Source organism: Nostoc sp. JL34, from assembly GCF_017114945.1.
Classification (GTDB): Bacteria; Cyanobacteriota; Cyanobacteriia; order Cyanobacteriales; family Nostocaceae; genus Nostoc.
In genome coordinates, this window is sequence record NZ_JABXKQ010000022.1 from 41409 (window position 1) to 56121 (window position 14713).

General features: G+C 40.6%; 10 protein-coding genes. 6 read left to right on the forward strand and 4 right to left on the reverse strand.

What is annotated here, in order from left to right; translation table 11 throughout:
* The first annotated feature begins 479 nt into the window (after window positions 1-479).
* The 4 genes from HWQ44_RS03495 (at window position 480) to HWQ44_RS03510 (ending at window position 6145) form a co-directional block, all read left to right on the forward strand.
* Window positions 480-761, forward strand: a complete 282-nt coding sequence (locus tag HWQ44_RS03495) for a hypothetical protein (protein WP_292714853.1) — start codon at window positions 480-482, stop codon at window positions 759-761.
* 104 nt (window positions 762-865) lie between these two features.
* Window positions 866-2053 carry a TRC40/GET3/ArsA family transport-energizing ATPase gene (locus tag HWQ44_RS03500; protein ID WP_292714855.1) on the forward strand — a complete coding sequence of 396 codons (1188 nt, stop codon included), beginning with the start codon at window positions 866-868 and terminating at the stop codon, window positions 2051-2053.
* A gap of 258 nt (window positions 2054-2311) precedes the next feature.
* A complete protein-coding gene (locus HWQ44_RS03505) occupies window positions 2312-5617 on the forward strand; it encodes a GAF domain-containing protein (RefSeq protein ID WP_292714858.1) in 3306 nt (1101 codons plus the stop codon).
* A 204-nt stretch (window positions 5618-5821) separates the two neighbouring features.
* Window positions 5822-6145, forward strand: coding sequence for a hypothetical protein (locus tag HWQ44_RS03510; protein ID WP_292714861.1), 324 nt, complete (start codon window positions 5822-5824; stop codon window positions 6143-6145).
* Between the two features lie 70 nt (window positions 6146-6215).
* Here the strand turns inward: HWQ44_RS03510 and dnaN are convergent, their stop codons facing one another.
* A complete protein-coding gene (gene dnaN / locus HWQ44_RS03515; RefSeq protein ID WP_292714864.1) occupies window positions 6216-7379 on the reverse strand; it encodes a DNA polymerase III subunit beta in 1164 nt (387 codons plus the stop codon).
* 550 nt (window positions 7380-7929) lie between these two features.
* Here dnaN and HWQ44_RS03520 point away from each other — a divergent pair.
* On the forward strand, window positions 7930-8370 hold the full coding sequence (locus HWQ44_RS03520) for a hypothetical protein (protein ID WP_292714867.1): 441 nt from the start codon (window positions 7930-7932) through the stop codon (window positions 8368-8370).
* Between the two features lie 117 nt (window positions 8371-8487).
* On the opposite strand, the gene HWQ44_RS03525 is transcribed toward HWQ44_RS03520, so the two are convergent.
* The 3 genes from HWQ44_RS03525 to dnaA all read right to left on the reverse strand — a co-directional run bounded on the left by HWQ44_RS03525 (window position 8488) and on the right by dnaA (window position 13120).
* Entirely contained in the window at window positions 8488-9963 is a 1476-nt protein-coding gene (locus HWQ44_RS03525; protein ID WP_292714871.1) for a hypothetical protein, read from the reverse strand.
* Entirely contained in the window at window positions 9953-11314 is a 1362-nt protein-coding gene (locus tag HWQ44_RS03530; RefSeq protein WP_292714874.1) for a DUF4365 domain-containing protein, read from the reverse strand. The genes HWQ44_RS03525 and HWQ44_RS03530 overlap by 11 nt, the downstream gene beginning before the upstream one ends.
* Before the next feature lie 423 nt (window positions 11315-11737).
* Window positions 11738-13120: a chromosomal replication initiator protein DnaA gene (gene dnaA / locus HWQ44_RS03535; protein WP_292714877.1), complete on the reverse strand. Its 1383-nt coding sequence runs from the start codon at window positions 13118-13120 to the stop codon at window positions 11738-11740.
* Between the two features lie 316 nt (window positions 13121-13436).
* Here dnaA and HWQ44_RS03540 point away from each other — a divergent pair, with 316 nt between their 5' ends.
* A complete protein-coding gene (locus HWQ44_RS03540) occupies window positions 13437-14699 on the forward strand; it encodes an HhoA/HhoB/HtrA family serine endopeptidase (RefSeq protein ID WP_292714879.1) in 1263 nt (420 codons plus the stop codon).
* Window positions 14700-14713: the final 14 nt, after the last annotated feature.

Below are 14713 nucleotides of genomic sequence, written 5' to 3' on the forward strand. Positions count from 1 at the left end.
ACTCAGGACTACTTACCTTTTTCTTGTCTAGTGCTTCTTGGATAGTACGTCTACAGAATTATGGGGGTCATCTTGTGTTTTCACCTCTTGCTTCATATCCTTAGTAACCCGGAAACTGAGATTATCGGTTAACTCTCTACTTGGTTGAGATGATTCAAAATGTTGAGGGTTACCCCTTTTCAGTATATTGGCGCAGCGATAGATGAGATGAGTTGACTTACAGATGAGCAAATAGTACTGATTCGGCTAACGCCAGAAGGTAGGAGAATGACTTACCCAGATATATATGAACAGGAAAAACTGTTGAACTTGCACAAGACTAAGATGCTTGTTGAGCCAGTCAACAGCCCTGATAGTAATTTTCAGGTAATTCAAACCATAGTGTAGGTTAGCACAGTTATGCTACTTACCAGGGATTGAAACAAAATCCCTCAATACTTTAGAGTGAATAATAAACTCAACTCCAAACTGCGATCGCAATGACTGATAAAGAACTCAAACATCTAATTGAGAGTAACGCTAAAACAGTCCAAGCTATGTTAGATGAAATGGCGGAAGCACGTCAGGAACGCCAAGAACTCCGAGAAGGAATGCTCCAAATCCAGAATGCAGTAGCGCAATTAACGAACATCCAAGAGAGAATAACCAATTTACTAATTTCTCTTGATGGCGATCGTCCCACAATTCTCAAAAAACTCTCAGCCCTGGAAACTAAGCTCGATCAGTTATTGCAGCAAAACTCAACTGATGAGTTAGTGTAAATACTCATAATAATGCCTAGACGTGTTGAAACGACATTTATTTTCCTTAAACAGTCGATAATGTAAATAAATGTAAAAAATCCTCAGGCAGGATAGAAGCATCTATGCGTGTAATTTTGATGACCGGTAAAGGCGGCGTGGGCAAAACTTCCGTCGCTGCTGCAACTGGACTCCGTTGTGCGGAACTAGGCTATCAGACATTGGTTTTAAGTACAGATCCCGCCCACTCCCTAGCAGACAGTTTTGATATGGAACTGGGACATACACCCCGAAAAATTCGCCCAAATCTGTGGGGTGCAGAACTAGATGCGCTGCAAGAACTGGAGGGAAACTGGGGGGCTGTGAAACGTTATATTACCCAAGTTTTACAGGCAAGGGGTTTAGACGGCGTACAGGCGGAAGAATTGGCAATTTTACCAGGCATGGATGAGATTTTTGGCTTGGTAAGGATGAAGCGCCATTACGATGAAGGTGAGTTTGATGTCTTAATTATCGACTCAGCCCCCACTGGCACAGCACTACGCTTGCTGAGTTTACCTGAAGTCGGTGGCTGGTATATGCGCCGCTTTTACAAACCATTTCAAAACATCTCGGTGGCACTCCGACCCCTGGTTGAACCTTTTTTTAGACCGATTGCTGGTTTTTCGCTACCCGATAAAGAGGTAATGGATGCACCTTATGAGTTTTATGAACAAATTGAAGCTCTGGAAAAAGTATTAACAGATAATACTCAAACTTCAGTGCGTCTGGTCACTAATCCTGAAAAGATGGTGATTAAGGAGTCTCTTCGTGCCCATGCTTATCTGAGTTTGTATAATGTTGCAACAGATTTAGTCGTGGCGAATCGGATTATTCCAAGCGTTGTCCAAGACCCATTTTTTCAACGTTGGAAGGAAAGTCAGGAGCAATATCGTCAGGAAATTCATAATGATTTTCACCCTCTCCCTGTGAAAGAGGTTCCCCTATTTGCTGAGGAAATGTGCGGATTAGCTTCATTAGAACGCCTGAAAGAAACCCTTTATAAAGATGAAGATCCAACTCAGGTTTATTACAAAGAAACAACTCTGAGAGTAGTGCAAGAGGAAAACCAATACAGCTTAGAACTTTACTTACCTGGTATTCCTAAAGACCAAGTTCAACTAAGTAAAACCGGAGACGAATTAAACATTACTATTGGCAACCATCGTCGTAACTTAGTTTTGCCACAAGCCTTAGCAGCACTACAACCAGCCGGAGCAAAGATGGAGGATGACTATCTAAAAATCCGCTTTGCTGACAATACAAGAGTTTAATTTTGTTGAACGTTTCTCTGTCAACAAAAAGTTAAAACTAAAATGCAAGAACTTTCTCTTGTAGCTAGTACAGACGCAACTTTTTTCGCGTCTGTTTTCATGATTTTTTGGTGAATTTTGATAAAAGGCAAATAAATATTTTCACTAGTAATTTGACCGTAGTTTTACTGAAGACAAATTGATGAAAAAAAATTCAAAATGTCTTTAGATTTAATTATGTTTCAGTTTTCAAATTATTAATTTATTTTCCTATAAACAATGACCTCTAATCCTGAACAAGATTTGCCCTTATCTCGCCATGAAGAAAGTTTTCTACGCCGGATTACAAACAGAATCCGACGCAGCTTAGAGTTAGAAGAAATTATCACAGTCACAACGGCAGAGGTGCGATCGCTATTAAAAACTGACCGAGTGATGATTTACAAATTTCATCCCGATGGTAGTGGTCAAGTGATTGCTGAGTCAATTTACGAAAACCGTTTACCATCACTACTAGGACTGAATTTTCCTGCTGATGACATTCCACCCACCGCCCGTGAACTATTTATCAAATCACGGGTGCGTTCTGTTGTGAATGTTGATATTCAAGAAATTGGTCAAATTCACCTGCGTGACTTGGATAATGGAGAAACTATATCAGAGGAAATCCGTTACCGCCCTGTAGACTCCTGTCATATTGAATATTTGAGGGCAATGGGGGTAAAGTCCTCTGTAGTAGCGCCTATTCTCTATCAAGATGAACTCTGGGGGCTGCTAGCCTCTCATAATTCGGAAGCGCGTTTGATTTCAGAATATGAACTAGAAGCAGTACAGATGGTAGTCGATCAACTGTCAGTAGCGATCGCTCAAAGTACCCTTCTTACTCAAGTCCGCAAAACAGCCGAACAGGAAGCGATCGTTAACCGCATTGCTAGCCTACTACATTCACTACCCACGATTGTCTTACAACCAGCCCTAGAAGCGGCTGTTGCTGCCTTTAATGGTGTTGGTGGCAGGCTTTGCATTAGAAATGAAGCTTTAGATTTCCACAATGGCAACGTGACCAGCTTAACAGAATGCTTAATACCAGGAAATACTTGTATCAAGCTTTATATCTGTGGACAGCAACCTGTGATGCCAGAACAAACTATATATCCACTGATAGAGCAGTATAGTGTCTGGCAGGAACACTACAAGTTTACTAACTATGATGTTTGGGCGATTTCAGATATATATAACACTCCTGGCTTGCGAAGTTTGCAAGTTGCTTTTCAACCAACTAAAATTCGCGGCGTGTTGATGATCCCACTCCAGTATCGTCAGCAATTGCTGGGCTACTTAAGTATTTTCCGCAAGGAAATAGATACAGAAACTCTATGGGCGGGGCAGTATGACAGCGATCAAAGGCAACTGTATCCCCGACAATCCTTTGAGGTTTGGCGCGAATCTAAAAAAGCACAAGCTCAAAAATGGACGGTTGAAGAGATTGAACTGGCTAGAAATCTCGGTAAACACTTTGCTTCAGCAATTCAGCAGTATGAATTGTACCAACAAGTACAAGTCTTCAATGAAAATTTAGAAAAACAAGTTAAAAGACGCACAGTTGAGTTGCAACGGACATCTGAACAAGAACAGGCTGTGTTTAAAGTTATTGCCGAGATTCGGGAATCTCTAGACACAAATACGATTTTTCAAACCACAACTAAAGAAGTTTGTCAATTAATCAAAGCCGATCGTGTTTCTGTTTATCGTTTCGATTCTAATTGGGGTGGTGAATTTGTCGGAGATTTCGAGGCTGCTAGTCCATACTGGTCGAATGAGTCCGAACTAGGTATTAATACAATTTGGAATGACACTTTCTTACAAGACACACAGGGAGGACGTTACCGCCACAATGAAACATTTGCAGTCGATGACATCTACAAAATGGGGTTTGCTCGGTGTCATATCGACAATTTAGAGCAGTTTCAAATTCACGCTTTTGTGCTGGCGCCGATTTTTGTTGGGCAAAAACTTTGGGGTTTGCTGGCAACTTATCAACACACTGGCCCTCGGCAATGGAAAGCCTCTGAAGTTAACTTTCTCAGTCAGATTGCGGCTCAAATGGGGGTAGCCCTCCAGCAAGCTGATTTACTCACTCAGACACGAGAACAGACGTTAGATTTGCAACAAGCAGCAGAACAACAACGGGTATTGTTTGAAGTTGTTGCAAAAGTTAGAGAATCTTTGGACTTAGATGCGATTTTTCAGACAACTACCCAAGAAATCTGTAAATCACTAGAAGCGGATCGAGTTGCAGTTTACCGCTTCCAGGCTGATTGGAGTGGTGAATATATCGCCGAGTTTGTGGGCGATCGCTGGTTAAAGCTAGTAAGTTCTGATACCAAGACAGTTTGGCAAGATAGCTATTTGCAGGAAACCCAAGGTGGGCGATATCGTCACAATGAAACCTTTGCAGTTGATGATATCTATGAAGCTGGACACTCTCAATGCCATGTTGCAGTTCTAGAGCAAATTCAAGCAAGAGCCTATGCGATCGCACCTATATTTATTGGGCAACAGCTATGGGGCTTGCTAGCAGCTTACCAGAATTCTGCACCCCGCCATTGGGAAGCCTCGGAAATTAAGTTTATTACTCAAATTGCTAATCAACTTGGGGTTGCACTCCAACAAGCTCAATTACATAATCAAACCAAAGAGCAGACAGAAAAACTGGCTAAAGCTTTGCATGATTTACAGCAAACTCAAACCCAACTGATCCAAACTGAGAAAATGTCCTCATTAGGTCAATTGGTAGCTGGTGTTGCTCACGAAATTAATAACCCCGTGAACTTCATTTATGGCAACATCAATCATGTCAACGATTACGCCCAAGATTTACTCAGTATACTAGACCTCTATTTGCAAGACTCCCCTAATCCCAGCCCTGAGATTCGCGATCGCGCCTTTGAGATAGACTTAGAATTTCTTATGGAAGATTTGCCCAAAACTCTATCTTCTATGAAAGTTGGCATTGATCGTATCCGGCAAATTGTCTTGGGTTTAAGGAATTTCTCTCGCCTCGATCAGGCAGAAAAAAAGCCAGTTGATATTCACGAGGGCATTGATAGCACCTTGCTAATTTTGCAGCATCGCTTGAAAGCAAAACCAGAAAGTCCGGCGATTAAATTAGTTAAAGAATACAGTCATCTTCCCTTAGTTGAGTGCTATGCCGGGCCACTAAATCAGGTATTTATGAATGTTTTAAGCAATGCGATTGATGCTCTAGAAGATTACAGAGAATCTCAATCAAATCCTCATACCAGTCAAATTACAATTCGTACTGCTCCTGGAGAGCTTGAAGGTAATGTCAAGAGTGTAGTAATTCGCATAAGAGACAATGGCCCAGGAATACCGGAAGCTCTGAGAGCAAGAATCTGCGATCCATTTTTCACTACTAAGCCAGTGGGAAAAGGCACTGGCTTGGGGTTGTCAATTAGTTATCAGATTGTCGTAGATAAACACGGTGGTGTGTTGAGATGTGATTCTCAACCGGGATTAGGTACAGAATTTTGGATTGAAATTCCGATTAAACAAATCAATTAATCATAGAAACAAAAAATCAACTTGTGTAGTGCAGATTATTCCTGGTTTGGAAATGAAGAATGCAAAGTTATGTAATAATTTTGATTTTCTGCAAAAAATTTGAGTTTTGGGGTGAAAGCATAGTAGCTTGATTGACAAGTGATAGATAGCTAGTGACCGGATTTATACTTGACTAGGGTTTAACGCTTAGGAGGATACATGATTATGAATTCGATAAATCCCTCTGAAAACGTCATTAGTTGTTTTCAGACTATCTTGGATGCCACGGCTACGGGAAATTACGATCTTTTTCTTACAGTAGGTGATTCAGACTACAGAACTGATATTACCAAAGAAAATTTTGACCAAGTTAGTTCCCCACTAATTCCACGTATGTCTGAGGGCTATACAACTACTTACTTCGGTCATCTCAAACAAGGAGAAACTCAGACCTATTTGTGGAAGCTGAGTTTTGCTGATGATGGACATGAATTTATAGTACGTGTGGGGATGAAGGGGGACAAAGTTAATCTGATATGGATTACTTAATATATATGCATATCTGCTGTGGAAAAAAATACGCTGTAGGGTAGCAAAGATGTGCTACCTTACAATTTTTTTAACTTCTAAGTTGCACCGGCATAGCTAAATAAGTCATTTTCAAACCACTCAATGGTGTAAAAATCACTGGAGTTAGGCTTTGATTTAAATGCATTTGAATTTCTGAAGATGGTAACTCTTTCAAGCCTTCCATCAAATATTTAATGTTAAAGGCAATCTCAATATTTTCCCCAGAAATCTGGGCCGGCATTGACTCTCTACCACTGCCGACATCTTGAGCTTCACATGACAAGGTAATTTCTTGAGCTTCGCTATCAATACTGAGCTTGACAATATTATTTTTCTGATCGGCTAACACAGCAATCCGTTCCAAAGTGCTGACAAATTGTCGCCGTTCAATTGTTACTTGTCGCTCAAATTGGCGCGGAATTAATTGTCGATATGCAGGATATTGCCCTTCTAATGTGCGACTAGTCAAGCGTTGATTTTGCCATGCAAACACAACTTGACCTTGATCGAAATATAAAGCTACGGGTTCATCTGATGAGGCGCTATGAGCTAGCATTCGTTGGAGTTCGCGTAATGCTCTAGCTGGTACTGTCACTTCTAGTTGACTAGTTCCGCCTAAAGGACGTTCGTTGCTAGTTTCTACTACTGCAAGGCGATGTCCATCGGTAGCTGCAAATTCTAGGGTATCTTGTTTAACTGTTAAATGGACTCCGGTGAGTACTTGCTTGGTTTCATCACTACTTGTTGCAAACAATGAACCGCGTAATCCCTCAATTAATGCAGTGGTGGTAAGATGGATTACTTCTGTATTTTCAATTACAGGTAGTTCGGGAAATTCTTCCGGCCCCATTGCTCGGACTTGGTAATGTCCACTCTTGGGTGTGAGTGTAACAATTAAACCTTCTCCACCAGATGCTGCACCTGTAAGGGCTGATTCATCATCTAAAGTGATTTCGCCCTCTGGAAGACGAGAGGTGATGTCTACAAGTAACTTAGCAGGAAGTGCGATCGCACCACTTTGCCATACCTCTGCGTTAAAACTGGTGCGGATTCCCAAGCTGAGATCGAAGGCTGTTAAGCTGACTTGGTTAGTTTCAGCATCCGCTTGCAACAGCACATTAGCAAGTACTGGATGAGTTGGTCGTGAAGGGACTGCACGACTAACGAGTGAGAGATTTGTACTGAGATCGCTTTGGGAGCAAACTAATTTCATAAGTCAGATGCAGCTTGTGAAAGATATCCTAACATCCTTATGTTTATAGGCGATCGCTGACGAAGTTGTTTAAAGGTAAAAAACTTGTTGAAACGGTTTGATGGCTCTGCTTTATCCGCAGCGATCGCATCTACGCTTCAAACTATAAAAATTTAACCCTTTGCAACAAATGCTCTTTCATGTATAAGAAACACTTAAGTATTTCTTGCAAATGTATAAGTCGTTGCAACAAATGCTTAATACTTTGCAACAAACGTTCTTCCATATATAAGAAAGGCTTAAGCATTTCTTATATATGTATAAGCAATTGCAGCAAACATTTAATGCTTTGCAACAAACATTCTTCCATTTATAAGAAATGCTTAAATCATTGCAGCATTTGTTGTAATGAACTTATAAATCTATTTACTACCTGAAATTAAATATAGTCTAAGTGAAATTAACTAAAGCTTTAGAAGCATGAGTGCAACTGATTTGCTATATTTTCCCATGACAATTAACAAAACTTTGGTATAAAACAGTACTATAACCCTAGTAGCAGAGATGCATTATGGCACGTCGCAAAAGAAATTCCAGCGTTTTAGAACGAGCCGATCGCCGGATTGAAAGTTTACAATCTATCAGCGTAGAACTTGACTTTGGCCAAGGATTGACTATAGAAGCTTATAATACGACAATTAACGATCTCCGATCTAAGCTTGCTGCTTACAACACTGCGTTATCTACAATTGACAAACTCACTGATGACGTGAAGAACGCAGAACAGGTTGTAATAGCTATGTCAGAAAAAATGTTACTAGGAGTTGCCAGCCGTTACGGTAAAATCAGCCAGGAATACGAGATGGCGGGTGGTGCTAGACGAGGTAATACTAAGAAGAAGCGAAGCGTATTAGGCAATTCCAAAGTCACCAATCCTTTAGCAGCCGATTCTGTTCAGCCTTCTTCTGTAAATGGATCTATGAATGGGGTGTCGGGTGCGATCGTCAGCTAGCTAAGATCCAATAGGGAATGGCACTCAGTTAAGATACAGCCCTTCCCCTAAGTGCTTCCCAGTTTGGGAGGGCTGCCGCGTCCAAAGGCTTGACGTTCCATTCTTATTCGTACATTTTTACATATAAAAGCGGTAATGGAACTCTAGTGGATCATTTTTACCCACATATTTCAGGATATGTCCCACTTGCCTCGCTGCTCGAATGGTGATGGGTTCTCCCCGATCGAACTGTGTATTGTTCCAGTTCATCTTCGTCAATGCCAAAATTTCCTGTGCCAGCGCTTTGGGCGTTTCTTCTACGCTTTCACACCGAAACTTTAAGGGGCGTGGCACATACATCCCTGGATAAGTGGAAAAAAAATCTACACTACCCCGCGTGTATAAAACGTGGGTATAATTATCCAAACTTAACAGCGTTCCTCGTAAAGGAGGATACTTTCCATAACGGAATAGTCTAGTTCCACCTCTATTGTCGAAGCTGATAAACTCAGCTGTATCAATACCATGTTTATCCAACGCATCCTGAAATCCCTCAAACTCCTCTGGTATAAATCGAGAAGTTTTATGCAGTACAACTCTTGCGGGTAAATTACGATGTTCTCGGCGATACATTGCTAAGGCATTAGAAAGCAATTCGGATGCATCTGATGCTGGAAGATAAGGTTGGCGATCGTCTTTTGATAATTCAGCTTGCCCTCCACGCAAAATAACTCCTTCTCCCCGCTCGTTGAAAATTTGAGCAGTGCTGGTTAGTAATTTTGAGCGATCAAGTGTTTTATAGAAGCTAATACCTACGTAGCATGTAGTCAAATCTCGTGAATCTCTGACCAGTCGCCAGGGTGTTCCCAAAGCTTTGTAATATAAAGCAGTATAGAAATTCCAAGCACGGGTTGCCTCATCCTGGATTGTCTGAGCTTTCTGTTTGTGCTTGTTCTTACTTATCTTTGACTTCTTTTTTGCGGCGTTATAGGTTGAGGGTAAGATAATTTGTGTTGGCTTTCTTAATGCCATTGCTTTCGCTTTAAATAAATCACGAAAATCTAACTCTACTTCTTTTTGATTATTTTCATTATTAGAAGTCGGTTGATTATTACTGTCAGTATTTTCTTCATCTACAGACATTTTTTCTAATAATGATTCTGGTAATGCACATACTAAAACATCTGGACTAGTTTTCTCATCGATATACCGTAACTCCTCGATAAAAAATTTGACTGTTTCACTAATAAGTGTATTTACATCTTGAATCTGAAGAAGTTTGTCAATATCTTTATTCGATATAACTGCATTCCGTCTAGAATCCACCCTGATAGGCGCAGGTAAATTGTTTTCTTCTCCAAAGCCTGGAAATTCTGGAAAAAGGTATGGCTGTTTACTTTTCTTTGCCTCAATTCCCTGGCTGCATTTTTCGAGCCATATTTCTAAACCCTCGACTGTTTCGGATGAACCAACAATCCCTAATTTGATTTCCTTTGGGGCAGATGTGCTGTCATAGTCAAGTGGTTTATAGTGCATCATCCCAAAGCGAATATCAATGTGTCGTCCACCATTGCCAAACTCTAGTTCTGGTTCTTGTAAAAATTCAATCTTCATTATTCATTTTAAATAAAGGTAAATCGTTTAAAGATTCTTCTAACAATGCCGTAGTTTCATCGTCTTCATTCCTTAACCAAATATCATCATCGATACCAACTTCAATCTCAAATTCTTCAAGCTGGTCAAAAAACTGTAGAAACGGGTAATTTGGAATAAATAAATCACCTTGAGCAGGCGTAATCAAATACTCTGCCCACATTATAAGTTGACCAAATACCGCAGGATTCTTTTCAAGACGTTTTATTCCTGAAAGATGTTCTTTTTCAAACTTCTCTCTTGTGTAACCGTCCCTAGTAAAAAAATAAGTTGGTGTGATTTCTAGAAACCAGTCTGAATCGACACGTATAAACTGTCCTTCAAAAGCAGAATGTCTGTAGTATGCTACTTCTGTGGAATTTTTCTTTAAGTAAGATTGAAAAACATCTCGATGTGTTTTCTTGGAGAGACTTCGATAATAGTATCGACGTGCTGATAAGTCGTTAGTAGGTTTGAAATAGTAGCACTTTTTCTTTTGGTCGAATGATAAGTCTTCCTTAACTTTCTCGCGCAGCACTTTATTGAGCAACCACACAAATTCCTGTTGTCGTTCAAGCTGATTTGATCGCGACCATTCGTCTACGCCATGCTGCTCAACAGTTCCTAAATCGCAGATTTCCGTCCAAGGTGCTTGGCGCAAGTCGTGGAAACTAAGTACGAAATTTTCTTTCAGCAACCATTCTTGTCCCAAATTTCGACCAACTTTCTGAAGCGCTGAATAAGCTTTAGATTCATCCTCTGTAAAGGTGTAAGCAGTGTAGAGATGTTCTGCAAGCTGAGATACTCGCAGCAGATTTGAGTATAATTTCTCTAACTTTGGTCGTGGTGCAAGGTAAAGTCCTGAGTTTTGGGGAACAGCCAGCTTAATTAGCGCATCTCTGGCGTTGACATCAAAACGATTAAAACGCTTATCAAATGTAACTTTTTTAGATTGCCGTCGCTTGGCATCGCAGAAGTAATCCTTTACAGCAACCCAAAAAGCTTCTTTAGTTGAAGTTTTGACAATAATCAGAATAACTGGAGCATTGCCTTGTAGCCAGTAATCAATATCTCTTTCCTGACATCGATACTCAAAGCTGTTTTCATTTTCTGCCTGGAGAAGAGTCTTTTGAGTAGCTTTACTTTGAACTTGAAGGATACAGTTTGTGACTTCGCCTGTCTGGAAATCACGGATTTCAATTATGCCGTCAATACCTGCTTCCACACCTCCAGTCGCATACCAGAGGAATCCCATGCTCAGGATGACTTCTTCAATAATATTGATGCCTTGCTGTCCGATTATGTCAGATTGACCAATTTTCTTTCTAGGCACTTGACTACTTTGAAATAGACAAAATAATACATAAGTACCATATCATAACCTAATAATTTCCGTAAGCAAGGTATCCAACTTTTATTTTTTATATAGGAATCCAACTTGAATTTTGCTAATTATACTGAATAATCGCTATATTATTCATACTTCAGTCTGCTTTTTTCCAAGGCAATAGCTGTGGAAATTGTGGAAAACTTGTGGAAAAACTCAAGTATTTTTCCACCAGGTAATTATACTTAATCAAGTTTTACCAGCAAAATCTCAAGCTTTCCCCAGATTTATCGACAAAAAGTAAGATTTACTCGACAAATTAAGTGAAATTTAATCAATTTTTATACGATACTTAATATTCTCGACTAATTATTCAGGCATCAATGCTAATTATTAGAGTGCTGGTTGTGGAAAACTTAAAATAAATCTTCAGGATGGTTTTTGAGAACGGCTAGTCATATTGATGCGATCGCTCAGTTGGCGGATTGTTTGTGCTAAAGTGCGATCGCTCTCTTGGAGTTGATTAATTTTATCGCAACTATAGATTACCGTTGTATGGTCTTTACCACCAAACTCCTCACCAATTCTCGGCAAACTCAGAGAGGTGTGTTGGCGCATGAGATACATCCCTAATTGACGCGCCCAGCTAATCTCTCTTCGTCGCGAGTTACTTTTCAGGTCATCTATTGAAACATCAAAGTTATCCGCCACAACCTTTAAAATTGCTTCTGGGGTAGCTGCCATTTTTTCGTTAGGCGGTTCTAAAACTGGTGTGATATTTTCCACCGTCATCGGTAAACCCCAAATAGAAATATAAGCCACTGCCCGAATTAAAGCTCCTTCTAATTCTCGAATATTAGAAGTGTAGTTAGAAGCAATATACTCAATCACGTCGCGGGGAAGACTAATATTTTCATCCTCAGCTTTCTTCTGCAAAATTGCCATTCTCGTTTCTAAATCCGGCTTTTGGATATCGGCAATTAAGCCCATAGAAAACCGAGAACAAAGACGTTCTTGCAAGCTAGGAATTTGGTTAGGTGGACGGTCGGAAGCAATGACAACTTGTTTACCAGCTTCATGTAGAGTATTAAAAGTATAAAAGAATTCCTCTTGAGTATATTCCTTCCCTTCAAGAAACTGAATATCATCAACTAATAATAGATCGGCAGCTCGGTAATGTTCTCGGAAACTTTGCATACTATCCTTACGGATGGCTGTAATTAAATCATTAGTAAACTGCTCAGTAGAAACATAAAATATTTTACAATTAGGAGAAATTGCATAGCGATAATGACCAATAGCTTGCATCAGATGAGTTTTACCCAAGCCGACACCACCGCATAAAAACAAAGGGTTAAACTCTTTACCTGGAGATTCTGCAACTGCCAAAGAAGCAGCATGAGCCATGCGATTGTTAGCACCAACTACAAATCGCGAAAAGACGTATTTAGAGTTTAAGTCAGTAGTTTTATGATTATGATTAGGGACAGCTTCAGAAAGACTGCTGGAATTTGGTGATTCCCAAGCAACCTCTCGTTCACTAAAATGAGAAACCTCATCACCTTGAGCAACGGTAATGTAAATACCCACGGGATGACCGAGAATATCTTGGACTACATGAGCAATGGTATTGATGTAATACTTCTGTAACCAATTACGAGCAAATGGGTTAGGAGTGCGGATAACCAAACAATTATTTTCTAATCGCTCTGCACTAGCAGTTTTGATCCAAGTTTCAAAGGTAGGTCGGGATAGTTCAAGCTTTAGGCGCTCTAGTACCTGACTCCACAGACTTTCTATGGGAATTTCCATTATCCACCACCTTTGCTGCTAATCGTCACAATAGAAGAGAAAGCACTAATTTAGCATTGAGACACGCTAGACCTAGAATAAACTTTTAAGTTGTAATCATTTTGGGACTACCCAGTAGGCAAGATCCTAACACCCACTGGCTGAGTTAAAAGTGCTGAGTGCTGAGTAAAATAAAATTTCTCAGAGCTTTTGTACCCAGTATATGCATCGTTTTCTATTATCAGCGGTCTTTTAACTCAGCACGGGCTAAACGCCCCGCTATCGCTAACAGCACTTTTAACTCAGCACTCTCATTGACACGGAGAAGCAACGACACATGAAGACAACAAACCATCACTCAGCGCCCAAAAAGATTAATACCAGACATTTGTCCCACAGATGGGGGGTAGATAATATTCTGGGGATGCTCTCATTCGGGGTAGCAGTGGTGTTCTTGGGGAGCTGCTCTCTTTTACCTGCTAAGAATTTTGAGGCTCGACAAAACGAGACTCAAGCCCAAAAAACAATAGAACCTAATCCGGCAATTGTCCCCCCGCCGATTTTCTCTTCGTCTGGAGATCCTAATTTTGTAGTGAAAGTAGTGCAACAGGTGGGGCCTGCGGTAGTTCGCATTGATTCTTCCCGAACAATTACTTCTCGCGTACCAGACGAATTTAATAGCGATCCATTTTTCCGGCGGTTTTTTGGAGAGGGAACCCCACAGACTAGACAACGCGTAGAGCGGGGTAGTGGCTCTGGATTTATTATTAATTCTTCAGGTCAAATTGTGACCAATTCCCATGTGGTAGACGGTGCTGATAGAGTGACTGTCACACTTAAAGATGGGCGGACTTTTGATGGTAAAGTTTTGGGTGAAGACCCGGTAACGGATGTGGCTACGATCAAAATTAATGCTAGTAATCTGCCAACTCTATCTGTGGGTAACTCTGATGCCTTACAACCAGGAGAAGCAGTAATTGCCATTGGTAATCCATTAGGCTTGAATAATACCGTCACTTCTGGAATTATTAGTGCTACAGGTCGTTCTAGTAGCGATATCGGCGCTAGTGACAAGCGGGTTGATTACATCCAAACGGATGCTGCGATTAACCCTGGTAATTCTGGTGGCCCATTGCTAAATGCGCGTGGCCAAGTGATTGCGATGAATACAGCGATTATCCGAGGCGCTCAAGGTTTAGGATTTGCTATCCCCATTAACACTGTGCAAAAAATTGCCCAGGAATTAATTGCTACAGGCAAGGTAGATCATCCTTATTTGGGTGTTCAGATGGTGACATTGACACCAGAAAATAAAGAAAGAATCAAAAATGTAGCTGGCGATCGCTTAAATCTGACAGCAGATGATGGCGTTTTGTTGGTTGAGATTGTGCCGCGATCGCCTGCATCTGTAGCTGGACTACGAGTTGGTGATGTGATTAAAAGCATTAATAATCAGCCTGTTACTAAAATTGAAGAAGTCCAAAAGCTAGTAGAAAAGAGCAAAATCGGTACAAAGTTACCAATAGAAGTGGAACGCAATGGGCAAATTGTCAAACTAGGAGTCCAACCTGCTCCTTTGCCCGTAAGACGTGAAGGATAATGTTTGTCATTTGT